The sequence below is a fragment of the Paenibacillus sp. FSL R10-2199 genome (assembly GCF_038000235.1).
Classification (GTDB): Bacteria; Bacillota; Bacilli; order Paenibacillales; family Paenibacillaceae; genus Paenibacillus_AQ; species Paenibacillus_AQ phytohabitans.
Map to the genome: position 1 here is coordinate 441,800 of NZ_JBBOBO010000001.1, position 18,122 is coordinate 459,921.

Annotated in this window: 18 protein-coding genes and 1 riboswitch; of the genes, 8 read left to right on the forward strand and 10 right to left on the reverse strand. The window is 55.1% G+C overall.

Annotated features, from left to right (window positions below; all coding sequences use genetic code 11):
* Positions 1-270: 270 nt before the first annotated feature.
* From NYE33_RS01890 to NYE33_RS01925, 8 genes are all read right to left on the reverse strand, one after another.
* Positions 271-636, reverse strand: coding sequence for an ArsR/SmtB family transcription factor (locus tag NYE33_RS01890; RefSeq protein ID WP_039299548.1), 366 nt, complete (start codon positions 634-636; stop codon positions 271-273).
* A gap of 217 nt (positions 637-853) precedes the next feature.
* Entirely contained in the window at positions 854-1,591 is a 738-nt protein-coding gene (locus NYE33_RS01895; RefSeq protein WP_042133074.1) for an ABC transporter permease, read from the reverse strand.
* A gap of 2 nt (positions 1,592-1,593) precedes the next feature.
* A complete protein-coding gene (locus NYE33_RS01900) occupies positions 1,594-2,310 on the reverse strand; it encodes an ABC transporter permease (RefSeq protein WP_042133072.1) in 717 nt (238 codons plus the stop codon).
* Positions 2,307-3,218, reverse strand: a complete 912-nt coding sequence (locus NYE33_RS01905; RefSeq protein ID WP_042133070.1) for an ABC transporter ATP-binding protein — start codon at positions 3,216-3,218, stop codon at positions 2,307-2,309. The genes NYE33_RS01900 and NYE33_RS01905 overlap by 4 nt, the downstream gene beginning before the upstream one ends.
* Before the next feature lie 70 nt (positions 3,219-3,288).
* The gene (locus NYE33_RS01910) at positions 3,289-4,722 is read right to left on the reverse strand and encodes a sensor histidine kinase (RefSeq protein WP_042133068.1); all 1,434 of its coding nucleotides are present in this window, start codon (positions 4,720-4,722) and stop codon (positions 3,289-3,291) included.
* The gene (locus NYE33_RS01915; RefSeq protein WP_042133066.1) at positions 4,719-5,393 is read right to left on the reverse strand and encodes a response regulator transcription factor; all 675 of its coding nucleotides are present in this window, start codon (positions 5,391-5,393) and stop codon (positions 4,719-4,721) included. The genes NYE33_RS01910 and NYE33_RS01915 overlap by 4 nt, the downstream gene beginning before the upstream one ends.
* A 97-nt stretch (positions 5,394-5,490) precedes the next feature.
* Entirely contained in the window at positions 5,491-6,528 is a 1,038-nt protein-coding gene (locus tag NYE33_RS01920) for an EAL domain-containing protein (RefSeq protein WP_042133064.1), read from the reverse strand.
* A gap of 296 nt (positions 6,529-6,824) precedes the next feature.
* Positions 6,825-7,289: a pyridoxamine 5'-phosphate oxidase family protein gene (locus NYE33_RS01925; protein WP_341064571.1), complete on the reverse strand. Its 465-nt coding sequence runs from the start codon at positions 7,287-7,289 to the stop codon at positions 6,825-6,827.
* Positions 7,290-7,424: 135 nt separating this feature from the next.
* Between NYE33_RS01925 and NYE33_RS01930 the strand changes: the two genes are divergently transcribed.
* From NYE33_RS01930 to NYE33_RS01965, 8 genes are all read left to right on the forward strand, one after another.
* Positions 7,425-8,633: an MFS transporter gene (locus NYE33_RS01930; RefSeq protein WP_042133060.1), complete on the forward strand. Its 1,209-nt coding sequence runs from the start codon at positions 7,425-7,427 to the stop codon at positions 8,631-8,633.
* A 46-nt stretch (positions 8,634-8,679) separates the two neighbouring features.
* Positions 8,680-10,140: a hypothetical protein gene (locus NYE33_RS01935; protein WP_042133059.1), complete on the forward strand. Its 1,461-nt coding sequence runs from the start codon at positions 8,680-8,682 to the stop codon at positions 10,138-10,140.
* Positions 10,141-10,275: 135 nt separating this feature from the next.
* Positions 10,276-10,869, forward strand: coding sequence for a sigma-70 family RNA polymerase sigma factor (locus NYE33_RS01940; protein ID WP_042133057.1), 594 nt, complete (start codon positions 10,276-10,278; stop codon positions 10,867-10,869).
* A complete protein-coding gene (locus NYE33_RS01945) occupies positions 10,863-12,263 on the forward strand; it encodes a hypothetical protein (protein WP_042133055.1) in 1,401 nt (466 codons plus the stop codon). The genes NYE33_RS01940 and NYE33_RS01945 overlap by 7 nt, the downstream gene beginning before the upstream one ends.
* A gap of 72 nt (positions 12,264-12,335) precedes the next feature.
* A riboswitch (TPP riboswitch) is annotated at positions 12,336-12,446 on the forward strand.
* 131 nt (positions 12,447-12,577) lie between these two features.
* Positions 12,578-13,663: an ABC transporter substrate-binding protein gene (locus tag NYE33_RS01950; RefSeq protein ID WP_341064575.1), complete on the forward strand. Its 1,086-nt coding sequence runs from the start codon at positions 12,578-12,580 to the stop codon at positions 13,661-13,663.
* A 53-nt stretch (positions 13,664-13,716) separates the two neighbouring features.
* Positions 13,717-14,010, forward strand: a complete 294-nt coding sequence (locus tag NYE33_RS01955) for a thiamine-binding protein (RefSeq protein ID WP_042133050.1) — start codon at positions 13,717-13,719, stop codon at positions 14,008-14,010.
* Positions 14,007-14,768 (forward strand): ABC transporter permease, encoded by a 762-nt coding sequence (locus tag NYE33_RS01960; RefSeq protein WP_039299509.1) that lies wholly within the window; start codon positions 14,007-14,009, stop codon positions 14,766-14,768. The genes NYE33_RS01955 and NYE33_RS01960 overlap by 4 nt, the downstream gene beginning before the upstream one ends.
* A gap of 89 nt (positions 14,769-14,857) precedes the next feature.
* Complete coding sequence (locus NYE33_RS01965) at positions 14,858-15,703, forward strand: ABC transporter ATP-binding protein (RefSeq protein ID WP_081969800.1); 846 nt, start codon at positions 14,858-14,860, stop codon at positions 15,701-15,703.
* Between the two features lie 622 nt (positions 15,704-16,325).
* Here NYE33_RS01965 and NYE33_RS01970 read toward each other — a convergent pair.
* Together NYE33_RS01970 and NYE33_RS01975 are read right to left on the reverse strand one after the other, a co-directional pair.
* A complete protein-coding gene (locus tag NYE33_RS01970; protein WP_042133048.1) occupies positions 16,326-16,928 on the reverse strand; it encodes a response regulator transcription factor in 603 nt (200 codons plus the stop codon).
* Positions 16,925-18,121: a sensor histidine kinase gene (locus tag NYE33_RS01975; RefSeq protein WP_076243548.1), complete on the reverse strand. Its 1,197-nt coding sequence runs from the start codon at positions 18,119-18,121 to the stop codon at positions 16,925-16,927. The genes NYE33_RS01970 and NYE33_RS01975 overlap by 4 nt, the downstream gene beginning before the upstream one ends.
* Position 18,122: the final 1 nt, after the last annotated feature.

Below are 18,122 nucleotides of genomic sequence, written 5' to 3' on the forward strand. Positions count from 1 at the left end.
TTGCAACTTGGGTTCATAGATACCAGGGTGTAGGGGACTAATGTTGTATGAAATGCAAGAATATTCCCGCTAATCCGCCTGGAAGAGGAAGAATCCTGCATTATGTACAACAATTTTCAATTAGCGCCGTTTTACTGAGCGGAATGTTGTATTTCATACAGGATTTAGCTCGAAGCAGTTCATTCATTCACCCCGTAATACAAGAAGGGAATGTCACCGAGCAGCATATCACAGCTGCCGGGACATTCCCTTGTTCATGTTCAGGGTCATCTATTCATGCCGGATATGCTCATGGGTCTGCAGGAAGATCTGCTCCACATGTGCATCATTCAGCGAGTAAAATACAGTCTTGCCTTCCTTGCGGCGTTTCACAATCCGCAAATTGCGCAAGTAACGGAGCTGGTGGGAAACAGCGGACTGTCCCATATCCAGGATCGACGACAAGTCATGCACACATAACTCTTGTTGGGATAAAGCGTAAATGAGCCGTACTCTGGTCGGATCGCCGAGTGCCTTGAACATCTCCGCCATCTTGTCTGTAGTCCCGCGGTCAGGCAGGATCAATGCCATAGATTCCGGTTCCAGCTCGGAACCATTGCATGTGTTGTCGCATTCTTCAAGTGCCGCTGGCTCCATGCTCTCGCCCTCCTCCATATGCTTATCCGGCTACACCGGGCGTTAATAGTTACTTCTACGATTAATTATAGAAAAAACTGCGGTCAATGTCCATGGAGAGAAATGTAGAACAGGAGAGACAGCACATAACTGGTATAAGCAAAGCAAACTATAAGTTAGAAATATCAGCATACTCACACGCACAAATATTATATCCTACTCCGCAATAACCCGGGCTTTATACCGCTTTACGCCAAAAGAAGAACAAACCCGCTCCCAGGAATAACGCCAGGCTCCCGGACACTACAATCATCAGGCTCTCCACAGGCAGGTTGAACGCGCCGAACCGGTCCTCCCCGAAAGGCGACATGGCAAGCATCGGCTGCACCCATGGATAATACGGCCCGTATGTTGCTGAGTTCGCGATCAGGATATTGGGGATGGTGAAGCAGACATTCAGTGCAAGCGGAGCGCCAAAGCTGCTCCAGCCCTGGGATACGGCCAGCTGCAGCGCAGCCAGCGGCAGGCAGGCGAACCAGCCGCCGAACAGGCTGGTCAGCAACAGTTCCCAGGGAATCGCTCCTTCTGCACCGCGGTACAATCCCATCCCTAGCAGAGCTGCAAGAAACAACAGCTGCACAGCAGCCAGGAGCGCCATAACCATTGTATATTTGGCCAGGTATACCGAGGTCCGTCTAACCGGCAAGGCAAGCAGCAGCTTCCAGCCGCCGTCACTATGCTCATTACGGCAGATCAGAGCCGCAAAGATGCCCGAGAGCACCGGAAGGAATAACATGGCGTGAATAACCGACATGGCACTGAGCAACACCTGCCAGGTGAATACCCCGTCCGGCTGCCGGTCTGCGACAGCCCCGACGGCCAAAGCGATCAGCGGGCTGATCAGCACCAGCAGCCAGACCCAGGACCCCGACATCTTCAGCCGCTCCGCAGACATAATCCGCAAGAATGGTCTCATCTTCAGGCCACATCCTTTCGGGCGAAATGCAGGGCTCCCGGCAGCAGCACTATGACTCCAAGGAGCAGGCCTGCTCCGCTGAATAACCAAGGGTGCTTAGCATTCCAGGCCAGGGAAGGCCAGGATAACGGAATCCACTCGGAGAGGAATACCGAGAACAGGCTGAGCAGCGACAATGTCATACCCAGAGATACAGGAAGCGTCTGGTTACGGCTGGACAAGGACAGCCACAGCTGCAGCACAATGACAGGCATAGCCGCTGCGTAAGAAGCAAATCCTATCCGCAGGACATCCGTATAAGGAATGGGCTGCATACTGAATCCGAGCAGCAGACCCAGGAAGACGGTCCCTGCCGACAGCAGGAGACAAGACACCACAAGCAGCATCAGGCAGATCAGCAGCTTGGACATGAACACAGCCGTACGCGAGACAGGCAACGCCAGCAGCTGCTTCCACGAACTCGTCTGATGCTCGATATTTGCAATCAGCGAGCAGACCAGTGTCCCGCCGAGATACAAGGCTACCGGTACGAAATCGGAGACATTGCGAAGCAGGCCTCCCCACAAATCCGCCTGGTATTGTTCCCGCAGATAATCATAGCGGAGCCCGAAATTCACTCCCTGCATGGCAATCAGGCCGACCGGTCCGAGGAACACCAGGAACCATAAGCCTTTGCCGCGGATCTTGAGCCAGTCCGCCGACAGCGCACGCCACATCATGATTGCCCTCCCCCCACCACCTGCAGGAAGAATTCCTCCAGCGATTGTCTGTGCTCTTCCACTCTGTAGACCGCATGGCCGTCCTCGACCAGCTCTTTGACCAGGAGCGATACTCTGGCATCACTCATCCGGGGCAGGATCAGCCTTCCCTCCTGCAGCTCACCGCCGCACCCGCGCCGCAGTGCAGTCACCAGGGCAGCCTCCGGCTCTGATACCGCCAGGCTCAGATTGCCTGCCGCCTGCTCCTGCAGATGGGCAATCGTATCCTGATAGACCATCTGCCCCTCACGGATAATGCCGACGGTTCCGGCCATTTGCTCGATTTCGCTCAGCAGATGGCTGGATACCAGGACCGTAATTCCCTGCTCTTCCGGCAGCCGCTTAATCAGTGAGCGGATTTCCTGAATGCCCGACGGGTCCAGCCCGTTGGTCGGTTCATCCAGAATCAGCAGCTCCGGACTGCCGAGCAGCGCAGCGGCAATGCCCAGCCGCTGCTTCATGCCCAGCGAGAAGCCTTTGACCGGCCGTTTCTCTTCCCCGGTAAGCGAGACAATATCCAGCACCTCGGCAATGCGCGGCTTCGGCACATCCAGAATCCGGCGGATTGCCTCCAGGTTGTCCAGGGCACTCAGATGCCCGTAATAGGAAGGGGACTCCACCAGAGAGCCTACTTTGCGCAGGATTTGCAGTTTGTTCCGGCGCAGCTCCCGGCCAAAAATTTCGATACTGCCGGAGGTCGGCTTAATCAGACCCAGCAGCATACGGATCGTTGTTGTTTTGCCGGCGCCGTTCGGACCGAGGAATCCATAGATTTCCCCTTGTCTGATATTCAGATTCAGTTCCTTCACGGCCGCACGGCCACGGTATTCCTTAAGCAGAGCTCTTGTTTCTATTACTGTATCCTTCATTCTCTTCACCTCGGTATTCAGCATAACGTCCCAAGGTTAAAAGCGCGGAAGCAGCAAGTTTAAATTTTGTTTAAATTTTCCGGTCCGGCAGCCGCTTCCAGATTGTAATCTCGGTGCCCTGCCCCGTACTCTCCATACTCCATTCCAGCTCCATCCGCTTCAGCAGCAGATCAACAATGGACAGGCCAAGGCCCGCCCCTTTGGAATCGGTACTCCCGTCCAGGCCGCCGCCATGGTCCGAGATTACAAGGACACGGATACCGCCGCGGATCTCTGTAAAAATGCCTACATATAGGCCGCTGCGCGCATGACGCAGTATATTCTGGAACAGATTATCAAGCACCCTGCGGAACCAGCTGACATCAACATTCCAGTAGAGCGGCGCTGCCTCCAGATCAATCTCAATCTGATACCCCTCCTTCTCCCAGAGCGGGTACCAGGCCGCAGCGCTCTCACGCAGCAGTCTAAGCACATCCTTCTGCTCCAGCTGGAGCGTCATCCGTCCGCTGTTCAGCAGATTATAGGCCAGCAGATTGTCAATCAGCCCTCCGAGACTCTCGATCCGCTGATCCATCAGCTCAAGGGATTCCTGGCCGCGAGCCGATAAATCCTCCTTGCCCAGCACATGCAGGTGGCTGCGGATCACGGTGAGCGGAGTCCGCAGATCATGTGACAGGTCGGCAACCAGGCGCTTACGCAGGCCCTCTTCTTCCGTCTCTCTGGAGCGGCTGGCGGCAAGCTCTGTCACCATCGTATTGAATGCCTCTTCAAGCCGCCCGATTTCATCAGGCTTGCCCGGAATAACCGCCTTAGGAAGACCTTCACGTCCGGTAAAAACCATAGCGGTCTGCAGCCGCAGCAGTCTTCTGCGGATCATAATAAAGAAGAACCAGGAGCTGACGACGAAGACGATCAAGAATACCAGCATCGTAATCGAATACCACCTATCCAGCCCTGGGGCATATTTCCCATTCCTGATTTCTTCCGGAATCTGCATGACCATGAAGCCTTCTCCGGCTTCAGCCTGATCCCCTACAAAAGCAACAATCGCCAGTGGTTTAAGCGCCATGCTGTCCTTCATGAAGGATATTGCCTCGGCGGCGTCCCAATAAGCAGGGATATCCCGTGCCGCCTGTCCATCCTGCAGCAGCTGAGGACCCGAGGGCTCTGTAACCAGCTGTGTTCTGCCCTCGTTATCTACCCAGAATATTCTGGCCAGATGGTAGGTTTCACTGAGTGTCCGGAGCCGCTGAGTGATACCCTTAGGCGGCTGGTCAAGGAGCCTGCGCGCTTCCTCATGCCACATGATCTCCAGCTTATCGACACTGGAATACAGCGCATACTCCTTGGGAGGCGCTTCATGGGTGAGTCCGCCAAAGATACTGTACAGCATAACAGTCAATGGAACGATAACGGGGATAAACAACAACGCGGCCAAAAGAATGAGCAGATACCGGAAGAGCAGGGAACGGCGCAGAGATTGGAAACGCCCCGCCCTCTTCATCCTCTCACCCGGTAACCGATACCCCTGACCGTCTCAATAATCTCCGGCGCAGCCGGATCAAGCTCCAGCTTCTCGCGCAGATAACGGATATGTACCATAAGTGTCTTGTCGCCTTCAATATAACTCTCTCCCCAGACCGCTTCATAGATCTGCTCCTTGGTCAGAACCTGCCCAAGATGCCGCAGCAGGTAAGAGAAGATCTGGAACTGCTTGCCTGTAAGCATAATCTCCCGCCCGCTCGCAGCTTCCATAACCACACTGCTGCCCGGCCTGACCACCAGATGCTTAAGCATCATGGGAGCAGGTGCAGCAGTGCCGCTTCTTCTTAACAGGACCTCCATTCTGGCCGCCAGCTCATCGGGATGAAACGGCTTGGTCAGATAATCATCGGCGAAATCCAGTCCTTGTAGCTTATCGTCAATGGAGGTGCGTGCAGAGAGCATCAGGATCGGCGTCTCCGGATAGGCCCGCTTCAGCCGTTGACCGACGGTGAACCCGTCAAGTCCCGGCAGCATCACATCCAGTATCACCAGCTGGCAGCCCTCAGCTGCTTCCAGTGCGCCTTCTCCGCTCTCCAGCCAGCGGACAGCATACTCCCGTTCCCGCAGATCCGCAGATACTGCGTTGCCAATCTCACGGTCATCTTCTACATATAGTACTGTAACACCCATGCAGAGCTTCTCCCCTCTCTCCTTCAAATAACATAACAAATCCCCGGAAACAGGCAGTGTTCAAGGCTGCGCTCCGGGGAGAATGGATCTTGCTGATTCAGGCACTGAATCCGAAATGTGCCGGCGGCTTCTCTTCCGGCTTCCCGAAGAGATACCCCTGCCCCAGATCCATGCCGAGGTCACGGCAGAAGAGAAACTCCTCCCGGCGCTCGATTCCCTCGGCGAGCACCTTTGCACCGAAATCCCCTGCCCGGGAGATAATATCCCGCAGAACGTTCTGCTTGTCCTTATTCTGATCGCAGAAGCTGATCAAATCACGGTCGATTTTGACATAATCGGGCTGCAGGCTGGACATCACTTCTACAGTCGAATACCCCGCTCCGACATCATCCAGCGCAACCAGCATACCCTGCTGGCGGTATTCGGCAAAAATGGCGCGGAGATGCGGCATATCGTTTATTTTTTCCGTTTCCACCACTTCAAATACATAATCCTCCGGATTCTGATCCAGCCGCTGAATCGTCTCGAACGTATGCGTGAGACAATACTTGGGATTATAAATAGAGGAGGGCAGGAAGTTAATGAACCGCTTGATGCCCTTCGGCAGCATTCTTGTACTTGTCTCAATGGCTGAAATCCTGGCTGCGCGGTCAAGAAAGGAATGGAAGCCTGTACGCCGGGCAATCTCAAACAACTCATACGGCTGAAAATGATTCCCTTGCGGCAGTGGCCGCAGCAGCAGTTCAAAGCCAATAATCTCTTCGGAGAAATTCACAATCGGCTGCATGTGGCTGCAGAAATCATGGCTCATAATAATCGAAACCAGATTCCCGCTGGAAAAGCGGACCTTCAGCTGATCCAGAGTCAGCCAGCGCTCCAGAGAAATGCGGGCTCCTCTGCCCTTAATGCATAAGGACAAGGAGATCTGCTGCTGCTGCTCGAATACCTCCAGCTGTCCTAACAGCTCCAGCAACTCTTCTTTGCAGCGGTAGGGAATGATACAGGTCCTGCTTGTCCCGAATACTTCATATCCTGCATTCCTTACCGCAGCGGCAAGCGGAACAGAATAGGGGCGCAGCTTCAGCTCCCCTTCATCTTCAATCGGGTCTATGTCAGCGCAGTCAACACAATTCATGGCAATCGCCTCCGCCTCAGGATGTCAAAATACTGAGGCAAGTATAGCATGATTCCCCATGTTCCATCTATTATTTACGGACATGCACAAGTGGAAACGCCTTTGCCGTCCTTTTGTAAGGACGGTACCGTTTCAGCGGGAAATAGAAGGATAAGTTATCGTGTGAAACCTGTAACTTCTTATATTTGCACAACGCGGCAAGGCCCTTCCCGAACCCTAAGGCTCAGGAAAGGCCTGATCATAAACATTACCTCTATTATTATAATGGACTGGGTCCTTTCAGTACCGCTGCTTACTTACTTGGATACCGCAGCAGCCCCCTGCCATACTCCGTGTTCCTTATTTTTGCCCATATATTCAATCCGTGTCGGGGAGAGCTCCAGGATTACATAATCGGGATCATCCGGTCCCTTGAACCATTGCTCCAAGGAAGTGTTCCATACTTTCGAACGCAAACCCTCATCTTTGGTGACAGCTACTGTAGCCTCAATCTCCAGCACATCCTTGCCGCCGCCCTGCTCGTAACCCAGCAGCAGACAAGCATTCGGATTATCCTTAAGCTCCTCTACCTTATGGGTCTTGCGGTTCGTAGCCAGATAAATGTTCAATCCGTCATGAAATACCGCCATATAACGCACCTTAGGTTTGTTGCCGGCTTCTATCGTGCCGAAGGACCCGAACTTGTTGTCATCCAGCACCTGTATGATCGTTTTCTCCAGCTCTTTGTTATCCATTGACGAGAAAGCTCCTTTCGAATTCATGTGAATATAAGTTTATATATTCACATCCGCAGTTTGGATTTATTATAAAAACTGTGCTTATTATAGTGTACCCGTTCGGTTCATAATGAATCCCGGACTATGTTCATAAATTCACCCAGAAGGAGTCTTCTCCCCTTGAAAAAATTAATCTGGATCGGCTGTCTCTCCTATTTCGTCATCGGCCTTGCCCATGTGGTGCTGGGCTCTATTCTGCCTGTGCTGCTCCAGCATTATGACCGCAGCTACAGTGCCGGGGGCGAGCTGATCTTCAGCCAGTTCGGCGGCTTCCTCGCCGGTGTGCTGGTCTCGCCGCTGCTGAACCGCCGCTTCGGCAAACGCGGCGGCATCCTGATCGCCACCGGGCTGCTGGTCTGCGCCGAAACGGCGTACGCCTTCCTCCCGCCCTGGGGCTGGATGTACGTGATTGCGGTTGCCGCAGGCTTCGGCTTCGGCATGATCGAAGCCGTCATCGGCACGATTATTATCGCCGCGATCACCGAAGGGACGGCAATTGCCATGAGCCGGCTGGAGGTGCTGTTCGGTGTAGGCGCGCTGCTCATGCCGCTGGCCGCAAGTCCGCTGATTGCCGCCGGCAGCTGGAGGCTGGCTTTTCTGATCGTTGCCGCCTTTTCTCTGGTTTCACTGCTCTTCTGGGCGAAGAGCAGCTTCGGTCCGCTCCAGCGTGTGCTGGATGAGCGGCCGTCACGCCCTGCCGCTGCCGCGGCCCCCGCAGACGCAACAGCAACCGCAACAGTACCCGCCGCCGGCAAATCCGGACGTCTGCCTTACAAGGGTAAACAGTGGGTATTGCTTGGCCTGTTCATCGTCTTCTTCTTTCTCTATGTAGGTACCGAGATGAGTCTGGTCAATTTCATGCCGGCGATCTTCATCGCCAAGCTCGGCATGAGCGAAGCGGCGGCAGCGCTGACAGTTACCTTCTTCTGGCTGGCTATGTCGGCGGGCAGACTATTCGCCGGTGTGGTTGCCGAGCGGATTTCCTACCGCATCTATGTGCTCATCAGCTGCTTCGCCGCTCTGCTGCTGCTGGTTATTTTCCCGTTCGCAGAGCACCGGATTGCCGCATTCACCGTCATTCTGCTGCTCGGGCTGTTCATGTCCGGCATCTTCTCCATCGCCCTGGTCTTCGCAAGCAAGCTGCTGCCCGGTGCGGAGGAATCCACGCCAAGCATCATGATCGCCTCGGGCGGGATCGGCGGCGCGGTGCTGCCGCTGCTGACCGGCTGGTCCATGGACCATATGCAGGTGGCCCAGACATCGGGGCTTCTGGCCGCTTTTGCCGCCGTATTATTCCTGCTTAGCGTGGCCGCCTGGAAAATCGGGTAATATAGCAACGAGATTAATATCCTGTGAATAAGGACGGAACCCCTATATGGCTGAGCTGCACTCCGAGAGACCCGAACCCACACTGCATACTGCATTATTGCAATTCATTTTCCCCTTCTCCATCAAGGCCGGGCAGGACAAAGAGCTGATCGGGCGTCTGCAGCAGGGCGGATTTACGCGTTTTTTTCTTGATAACAAGGATCTTGAGCATGCTTATTACGGGGAGGGCTACTGCGTGTCTCATGAGAAAATGGAGCGCAGCTACCTGCCGTTTGCCGCTCATGTTCTCTTTCCTCGTGAGAAGGATGCTGATTCCTTCCGCCGCTTTTCCCGGGTGAACAATCTGCAGTGCCAGCTTGAAATGCCGTTTCAATCCGTGAATTTCCGCGTGCTGTCCACGGATGTGTTCCTGTGCCCGTTTGAGCTGGGCTTCCTGACTGTACGAGTAGCCATAGAGGAGGAGCACCTCACCTACAGCACTGCGCTGGAATTCGCTGACCGCTTCCGTACGCTGGAGGATGTGTCTTATCAGGATAAACAGACTTATATCCATTGTCATAAGAAGTCTTTCGGTCAGGTGGAGGATTTCGTATTCAAGAATCTGGTTGCCGGGCTGGAGCCGTTTCTTGACCCTGCGGAGATCGATGGCGCGTATTTCGAGACTTTGCCTTTTTTCGTGGATGAACGGATGCTGGTGCAGGCTTTCTATGGCTTCAACCGCGGGGAAGAATCGGATGAGATCGGTATCGAGCTGCGCTACCGTGCCGCCCAGCTGGATGGGCTGAATATGGAGGGTAAACCCTATACCAGTGCCAGCGATCCCGAATATATCGAACAGTATACCTCTGAACATTGCTACAGCCGCTGGGGGCCGGACACCTATTATATGACCAATGAGCAGACCTTCTGCTGCCTGAGCCGGGCTGAATCCGACATCGCCACCCAGTTGATTAACCAGATGTACGGGGAGTATTATTACGGGCTGCTGCTGAGTATTTTTCATAAAATCGTGCTGCTGAAGCTGGCCAATCTGCATTCCCGGCTGCGCATCAACCACGATTATGACGAGATCGAGAATCTGATCTTCCTGATTAATAAGTTCTCGGCCAAATTCTACTTTCTGGAGCTGATTTCTCAGTCGCAGGGACGGGAGATCTTCTTCCAGCTGCGCAAGGTTTACGGCAATGACGCCCTGTTCGATGAAGTGAAGATGACTTTGAATGACCTGTTCCAGTATCAGGATAAATTCCAGGCCAAACGCCGGGATACGCTGCTGATGGTCCTGACTGTATTTACGGTAATAAGCGGGATTTACGGGATGAATCAGGTCATTGAGGACTTGAAGGCACCCATCGATTGGAGCAAAATGCTGGAGTACTCTGCGTTTGAGTACCTGGCGCTGTTCCTCACCTTCTCCGGGATCGCAGTCAGCCTGGGCCTGACGCTGAGGGAGGCGTGGAACGGAATACGCAGCCGCCGTAAGAAGCGGTTCTATGATAAGGATTGAGGAGCTGCCGGTGACGGCGGCTTTTTTTATTATTCACTTCACAAATCTTCTGAGTGATCTTCCCGCAGGCATGCGTAGTAATACATATACGACTTATTAGTGGGTAACTAATGAAAAGAAATGCCGGAGGTTCCTATGACGCGTAATGATCATGACAGCCTGGACTGGCCCGGCCGGTTCAGAACTAAAGATAAGCAAGCTCTCGCGGATGCCATCGACTTCTACGGACCCGATGTGCACAGACTGGTCCGGCGTATTCTGGCCGGCTGCGGGAGTGCAGAGGATGCCGAGGAATGTGTCAGCGATGTGTTTCTGGCGGCCTGGAACAATATCGGACGTTACGACCCGTCACGCGCTTCCTTCCGCACCTGGATATTCCTGCTCGCAAAATACAAGGCGCTGGATCTGAGGCGTAAATTGCAGCCGGGACTTGGCAGGACGCTGAACGAAGCAGCACTTAACATGCAGAGCGGGACCAACACCGAACAGGAATTTCTACAACGTGAGGCAACGGGGGAATTGCTCCGCTATATCGGGCAGCTCCGTGAACCGGACCGCAGCCTGTTTCTGCGCAGGTATTACCTATACGAGAGTCTGGATGAACTGGCTGCGGCCTTTGGCTTCAGTAAAAAAGCTGTCGAGAGCCGTCTGTACCGCTGCCGGACAATGCTGAAGCAGGCTATACATCTGACTGGCGAAGATGGAAAGGGGGAACTCGGGTCATGGTAAAGGATATGAACAGCGGCGAGAAAAGCATATTTGATCAGCTCGATCTTCTGGAATTCAGCGAGGCTGAACTTGCACTGGACGGATTACTGTCGGAGCCTGAGTCAAGCCCCGTACCCGGGTCTAAAGAAGAGATTGCTTCGCTTGAGCGGATCAAGAGCCGTACCCTCGACCTTATTCAGACTGAACCGGCGCCTGAACTGCCTGCTGCTGTCCGCAAGCCGCGGCGGCGGGCAGCTATTGGAGCGGCGGCGGCCGCGATCCTTATGGCCGCAGGCCTGCTGGCGTTCTCCCCTGACGTCCAGGCAGGTCTAAAGCAAGCCCTTAGCTTCCTGCCCGGCTTCGGTACGGTTCTGGAGAGCAGCCCGGGCAGTCAGCTTTATGTTCTGGAGAAGCCCTACACTGCTTCCATAGGCAAGGGAAAGCTGACAGTCAATGCCGTACTTCTGCAGGAGAACAGCGGGACCATTACGCTGCGTGGACAGCAGACTCCCGTCATTACTGAATTTCAGGCAGACATTGGAGGGGACCGTTATACCTTTACTTCCAATATGCGGTCTTCTGCATCCGGAGACTGGTATGCAAGCTACAGTGCTGCACTTCCCGGAAATTTGGAGCTTGAAACCGCTGAACCGGTTACTCTGTATATCAATGCAGCAGCAGTCGGGCCACTGGTGCTTCAAGCACCGGTGACCGCCGATGATCTGCAGCATTTAGGCGCAAGCGATGTGCACCAGGATGTGCGGATTACGGCTTTTCCGGTTCGTCTGGATGACGGACTTGTCCGCGTTGAATTAGTTCCGGCCCTTTCAGATTCGTTCTCTGCCGTCCATTCTTATTCATTGGAGCCGCTGGTATCCTGGAATGGCCTGTATGTCGAGAATGCAGAGGGAGTCAAAGCAAAGGTTGAACCTCCTTCAACCATGGTCTACCCGTCGGAGTTCTCGTTCCGGGAATTGGCATCAGCTGAAGAACAGTCTTACAGGGTCGTCATCCCTTACATCGAAATAGCGGAACGAAAGGCACTCTCCCGGGAGGTCGTTCTGCCGCTGCCCGCCAGCGGGGAGAGTGCGCCCCTTCATATTACCGCTGAAATTGCCGGTTTCCCGGTAGAATTCACCCGCATTGAACGCAGCAGCGAAACGGCTGTCAGTGTAGATGTGGATGTGAAATTTGACCCGGGAGCGGCAAAGTCACTGACGCATTTCTTCATCCGCTATCCGGGTTCTGGGGACAAATATTCATACGGCTGGCAGGATACCGAGACATTCCCAAGAATCTTGAAGACTCTTCTTCTGGATGCAGAGCCCGGCGCGGATACGCTGCGTTTTAGAATGTCGGAGCCTCTATTCCTGCTCAAAGGCCCCTGGATTCTGCCGCTAAAGCTTGAAGATTAGGACGGGGAGACTGGACAACCGCAAGAGCGGCGTCTATAATACACCGTAAGAACATAGCAATACCCGTGAACTTCATAGAACCAGGGGTGCTGGAATTGGCCGGCTGAGATTGTATCCCACAAGATACTGACCCTTATACCTGATCTGGATAATGCCAGCGTAGGAATCTTCATTCAACCCCGAGCCCCTTCATGGGCCTGAAGTTGAACTCACCTTGCGCAAGTAACTGGCGTCCCGGTCTCCGGGGCGCTTTTTGGTATGGGTTACTCTGAATTTTGGAAGACTAGGGATTGCTGGAAGGAGAGAGAAGAGAAATGGGAGTCAAAAAAGTATTACCGCTGCTGCTCAGCTCTATGCTTGTGCTCGTGATGGCCGGATGCGGCAACGGGAACGTCAACCCGGGCAGCAATGCCGGAGGCAGCACACCTGCCGCCGGGAACAGCACCGCTGCACCTGAAGCAACCGCAGCCGCCAGTACCACCGACGCGCCTAAAGAATTGACCCCGGTTAAGATTGCGCTGGACTGGACGCCGAACACGAATCACACCGGCCTGTATACCGCCAAGGAGCTGGGATATTACGCGGAGGAAGGTCTTGACGTGGAGATCGTGCAGCCGGGTGCTGCCGGATCTGACACCATGGTTACTTCCGGTGAAGCCCAGTTTGGCATCAGTGCACAGGAGGCGCTCACCCTGGCCCGCCTGCAGGATGTGCCGCTCGTCTCCATCGCCGCTATCATTCAGCATAATACCTCCGGCTTTGCCGCTCCGAAGGACCGCAACATTAAGACGCCGAAAGACTTCGAAGGCAAAACCTACGGAGGCTGGGGCTCTCCAGCGGAAAAAGCAGCTATGAAAGCCATCATGGACCCCGATGGCGGAGACGTCTCCAAAGTGAAATTGGTGAATATCGGCGAAGCTGACTTCTTCACTGCGGTGAAACGCGATATCGACTTTGCCTGGATCTTCTACGCCTGGACCGGGATCGAAGCCGAGCTGCGCGGCGAGCCGCTGGATATGCTGTACCTGAAGGATTATGCGCCGCAGCTGGATTACTACACACCGGTGCTGACCACCAGTGAGAAGGAAATCGCCGAGCATCCGGAAGTGGTGAAGGCTTTCCTCAAAGCTACGTCGAAAGGTTACCAATACGCGATCGACCATCCGGAAGAAGCGGCCACGGTCCTGTCTGATGCCGTGCCTGATCTTGATCCCGAGCTGGTGCTGGCCAGCCAGAAATGGCTCAGCCCGAAATACAAGGACGATGCCGCCCGCTGGGGTGAGCAGAAGCTAGAAATCTGGCAGAATTATGCCGAGTGGATGTACGGCCTGAAGCTGCTGGACAAACCGCTCGATGCCGCAAGTACATTTACGAATGAATTTTTGCCGGAAGGCCCATAAACACCGGTTGGAATAGTAATGACACTAACTCACATGAGAGGAATGAATAATAAATGGCTAATACACTGCTTAGCATTCAGGTAATTCCCAAGGCTCCAAACAATGAGGATTCGATCCCTTACGTGGACACTGCGATTGAGGTAATTCAGAAGTCGGGGGTTAAACACCAGGTGAATCCGCTTGATACCACCATGGAAGGCGAGCTCACGGAGCTGCTGGAAGTTGTACGTCAGATGCATGAGGCACTGATTGCCTCCGGCAGCCCGAGCGTGATCTCCCAGATCAAGATCGCCCATAATCCCAGCGGCATCAGCATGGACAAGCTGACGGAGAAATACCGGCCGTGAGAAGCACCTGGAGACAAATCTGGCCGCCCCTTGTGGCGGTCATCTTTTTTCTGGGCGCATGGCAAATTGCGGTATCGGTGTTCCATATCCCGGCCTGGCAGCTGCCCAGCCCGTCCGATATCGCGCGTGAATCACGCGGCAATGCCTCCGGGATCTGGGCGCATACGGCCGCAACGCTGCGGCTGACCCTGATCGGCTTCCCGGTCGGCACCGGCATCGGCCTCATTGTGGCTCTGCTGCTCCATCTGCTGCCCTGGCTTAAGCGAGCGCTCTACCCGCTGCTGATCCTCAGCCAGAATGTGCCCTCCATTGCCCTTGGACCGCTGCTGATTATCTGGTTCGGCTTCGGCCTGCTGCCCAAAATCGTCCTGATCACCCTCGTCTGCTTCTTCCCGGTTGCCGTAGCGGCCATGGGCGGGCTGGCGCAAAGCGACAGGGTAATGTTGAACTATATGAAAATGGCCGGTGCAAGCAACTGGCAGATCTTCACCAAGCTGGAGCTACCCGGCTCCCTGCCCTCCCTGTTCTCAGGGCTCAAAATCTCCGCGACCTATGCCGTCATGGGCGCAGTGGTTGCCGAGTGGATTGGCGCGGACAAAGGGATCGGCTATTATATGCTGCTGCAGAAGGCCTCTTACCGCACGGACCGGATGTTCGTGGCCATTGTCATTATTGTGCTGCTGAGTCTGGTGCTGTTTGCACTGATTGCCTTGCTGGAGAAATGGCTCGTGCGCTGGAAACCGCGCAAGGAAGCTTAACACGCACAGGGTAACAATACACGCTATACTGAGCACGTTTGAGATAAAGCCTTAAGTACAAAAATTCTATATAGAAGGAGCTGACCGAAGTGTCTCCACTCACGAATACTGTACAGCTCAAGAAGGACGTCCCCGGCAGCAGCCTTGACGAGCCCAGAAGCGCACCGCCTGCACTTGAAGTCAGCAGCGTCTCCAAATCGTTCACGCACCGCCGCCGGGAGACGCCTGTGCTGGATCAGGTGTCGCTGACGGTAGAGCCGCAGGAATTCGTCTCGATTGTCGGTCCTTCCGGCTGCGGCAAAAGCACCCTGTTCCACATTATCGGCGGCCTGACGCTGCCGGACGCCGGAACCGTCAGCATGGACGGCATCCCGGTTACCGGGCAGCGCGGCAAGATCAGCTATATGCCGCAGCAGCCCGCGCTGTTCCCGTGGCGCAGCACACTGGACAATGTCCTGCTCGGCGCCGAGCTGCAGGGCGCGCCGCAAGCGGAGGCGCGCGAAGCCGCGCGCCACTGGCTGGCCAAGGTCGGCCTGGGCGGATTCGAGCGCGCTTATCCGCATATGCTGTCCGGCGGCATGCAGCAGCGGGCCGCCTTCCTGCGGGCCATGCTCGCTCCGCAGGAGCTGATGCTGCTGGACGAGCCGTTCAGCGCACTCGACGCGCTGACGCGCGAGCAGATGCAGCGCTGGCTGCTGGAGCTGTGGGAGGAGAACCGCCGCTCCGTGCTGTTCATCACCCACAACATCGAAGAAGCGCTGCTGCTCTCCAGCCGCATCTATGTTTTCTCCGGACGTCCCGGCTCCGTCCTGCATACCGTAGATGTGCCGTTCCCGCGTCCGCGCCGCGATGAAATCACCGATGCGCCGGAGTTCCTGCAGCTCAAGCGCCAGCTCTCGCTGTGGATGCGCGAGGAGCAGGCCAAGAGCCTCTGACGTGAGTCGCCGCTATTTGGCCCATGTATGCTTAACCTAGCTATTCACATTTCCCGATGACCTGCCGTCTGCGATGGGGAGTCACATTTCCCGGAAATCCGGAGAAATCCTGCACTAAATACAACATTCCTCTCCTAATCCCCGCCTCTGATCCAAGATTGTTGTACAAAAGGTAGCATTTCTCCTTCTCCAAGCCTCTTAGCGGGAGAATTGCTGTATTTCGTACAACAATTCTCCCAAACACCCTATTAAAGGGGTACCAGAGTTGCACTACGTACAACATATTGCCTATTCAGCGTGAGCTTAAGATGCTCAATTGTCCCAGTGATTGCATTTGGTGCAACAGAATTCCCAATATTCTGAGATAAATCCCATTCTGCTGTATTTCGTACAACAGATTTCTGAATATTCGTCCAAAAACTCCATCTTTGCAGAGTTCTGCTGTACAAAGTACAACAGAACTGGCAGTAAATCCGGCTCCACCGTTCATCCAGGACATCTACATTTAACCCGTTACATCCAGTACCTACCTGCACCAGTGCCCCATCCTACATCTAGTACCCACCTACCTCCAGTAACCCGTCCTGCATCCGTTGCCCCCGCCTTCATCCAATGCCCCGGCCTACATCCAGCCCTTCTCCTCAGCCAGCCGCACCGCCTCAATCCGGCTCTTCACTTCCAGCTTGCCGAGAATCTCCGAGATGTAATTGCGGACGGTACCATAGGAGAGATGCAGCGCCGAGGCGATCTCCCCGGCACTCCGGCCCGCGCCGGCCAGCTTCAGAATCTCCCGCTCCCGTTCCGACAGCGGGTTCTCTTCCCGCAGGCTGCCGAAGACCAGCTCGGGGGACACCTCCCGGTACCCGTCCATCACCCGGCGGATCGCCTCCGCCAGCTTGTCCACCGGCTCATCCTTCAGCAGATAGCCCTGAATCCCGGCCTTCACGCCCCGCTCGAAATAGCCGGGCCGGGCGAAGGTGGTCAGGATGATGATTTTGGTGGCACAGCCCCGCGATTTCAGGATCTCCGCAACCTCCAGACCGCTCATCAGCGGCATCTCAATATCCATCAGACATACATCCGGCTGAAGACGTTCAATCAGCGCCAGTGCCTCTGCCCCGTCTCCGGCTTCCCCGGCCATCTCGATATCATCCTCCAAATCGAGCAGTGAAGCCATCGCTCCGCGCAGCAGCCGCTGATCCTCGGCAATTACGATGCTGATCATGCCGTTTCCCCGTCCTTTCTATCCTTGACTACTCTTGGCGTCACCACAGTTAACAATGTTCCTGCCCCTGTCCCAGTTCCTGTTCCTGACCCTATGCCACTGCCCGTTCCCGGGCCCAGGGTCAGAGAACCGTCAATCAGGGCCAGCCGCTCCGCCATCCCTTTCATTCCGTTGCCGTCCCGGCGCTGCGCCGCCCCCTCAGCTCCCCGGTCCTGCAGCCCGGCGCCAACTCCGTTATCCTCCACCGTGATCCGTACCTCCCCAGCCGTCATCCCGATGCCAATCCGGCACAGGTTCGCACCGCTGTGCTTCACAATATTCGTGATGGCCTCCTTGATGCAGAGGCTGAGAATATTCTGCGTCAGATCAGATACGCCCGGAAGCGCTGCATCTCCGTCCACTTCAAGCCGAATCTCCGCGCTGCGCAGCATCTCCCCGGCCTCGGCCAGCTCTTCGGCAACAGAGACCGCGCGCATCTCCGAGACCAGCTCCCGCACCTGCCGCAGCGCAGCCCGTGAAGTGCGCTGGATCTCCCGCGCTTCCGCCTGCGCCCGTTCGGGATTCTTGACGGCCAGCTTCTCGACCAGCTGGCTTTTCAGCGTAATCAGCGACAGCGTATGCCCCATCGTGTCATGCAGATCACGGGCGATACGCATCCGCTCCTCGCGTTTGACCATCTCCTTGATGACCTCATTCGCCTGGTCCAGCTCCTTCTCCAGCATCCGCCGGCGGTTCATGGAGCGGATGCCAAAGGGGGAGATCAGCATCATCAGCACAAAGGGAAAGAGGAATATGCCTTCCGTACCGTACATTTTGGCCAAAGACAGCAGCGCCAGCCCGATTATCATCACTGTAAACACAATAAAAGCCTGTTTGAACCTGCGCAGCTCGGTATACCAGCCGATAAAGTTGCTGGCGAAGAAGCCCATATATAAGTTGTAAGGACTGTAGACGATGCATAACACGGCAATCAGCAGCATTTGCAATCCCAGCCAGGCCGAGTAGGTCTTGCCCTCCGACCAGTAGAGCTGGCGGTAGGTAACCACAAACAGCCCCACCAGTACATAACCCGCCAACAATTTGTATCCGCTGTATCCCTTAAGATTTAAGATCGGAAATACCAGATAGATCAGCCAAATATACGGGTAGAACCCAAATCTGCGCGGAAATAACCGGAACTGCTCACATGCCATT

Bases quoted from the DNA above. Each gene is read 5' to 3' on its own strand.
- NYE33_RS01890 (WP_039299548.1), bottom strand. From the start codon at position 636: ATGGAGCCAGCGGCACTTGAAGAATGCGACAACACATGCAATGGTTCC.
- NYE33_RS01975 (WP_076243548.1), bottom strand. From the start codon at position 18,121: ATGGCATGTGAGCAGTTCCGGTTATTTCCGCGCAGATTTGGGTTCTAC.
- NYE33_RS01925 (WP_341064571.1), bottom strand. From the start codon at position 7,289: ATGAATTCGAAAGGAGCTTTCTCGTCAATGGATAACAAAGAGCTGGAG.
- NYE33_RS01900 (WP_042133072.1), bottom strand. From the start codon at position 2,310: ATGATGTGGCGTGCGCTGTCGGCGGACTGGCTCAAGATCCGCGGCAAA.
- NYE33_RS01895 (WP_042133074.1), bottom strand. From the start codon at position 1,591: ATGAGACCATTCTTGCGGATTATGTCTGCGGAGCGGCTGAAGATGTCG.
- NYE33_RS01945 (WP_042133055.1), top strand. From the start codon at position 10,863: ATGGTAAAGGATATGAACAGCGGCGAGAAAAGCATATTTGATCAGCTC.
- NYE33_RS01920 (WP_042133064.1), bottom strand. From the start codon at position 6,528: ATGAATTGTGTTGACTGCGCTGACATAGACCCGATTGAAGATGAAGGG.
- NYE33_RS01955 (WP_042133050.1), top strand. From the start codon at position 13,717: ATGGCTAATACACTGCTTAGCATTCAGGTAATTCCCAAGGCTCCAAAC.
- NYE33_RS01915 (WP_042133066.1), bottom strand. From the start codon at position 5,393: ATGGGTGTTACAGTACTATATGTAGAAGATGACCGTGAGATTGGCAAC.
- NYE33_RS01950 (WP_341064575.1), top strand. From the start codon at position 12,578: ATGGGAGTCAAAAAAGTATTACCGCTGCTGCTCAGCTCTATGCTTGTG.
- NYE33_RS01905 (WP_042133070.1), bottom strand. From the start codon at position 3,218: ATGAAGGATACAGTAATAGAAACAAGAGCTCTGCTTAAGGAATACCGT.
- NYE33_RS01910 (WP_042133068.1), bottom strand. From the start codon at position 4,722: ATGAAGAGGGCGGGGCGTTTCCAATCTCTGCGCCGTTCCCTGCTCTTC.
- NYE33_RS01940 (WP_042133057.1), top strand. From the start codon at position 10,276: ATGACGCGTAATGATCATGACAGCCTGGACTGGCCCGGCCGGTTCAGA.
- NYE33_RS01970 (WP_042133048.1), bottom strand. From the start codon at position 16,928: ATGATCAGCATCGTAATTGCCGAGGATCAGCGGCTGCTGCGCGGAGCG.
- NYE33_RS01935 (WP_042133059.1), top strand. From the start codon at position 8,680: ATGGCTGAGCTGCACTCCGAGAGACCCGAACCCACACTGCATACTGCA.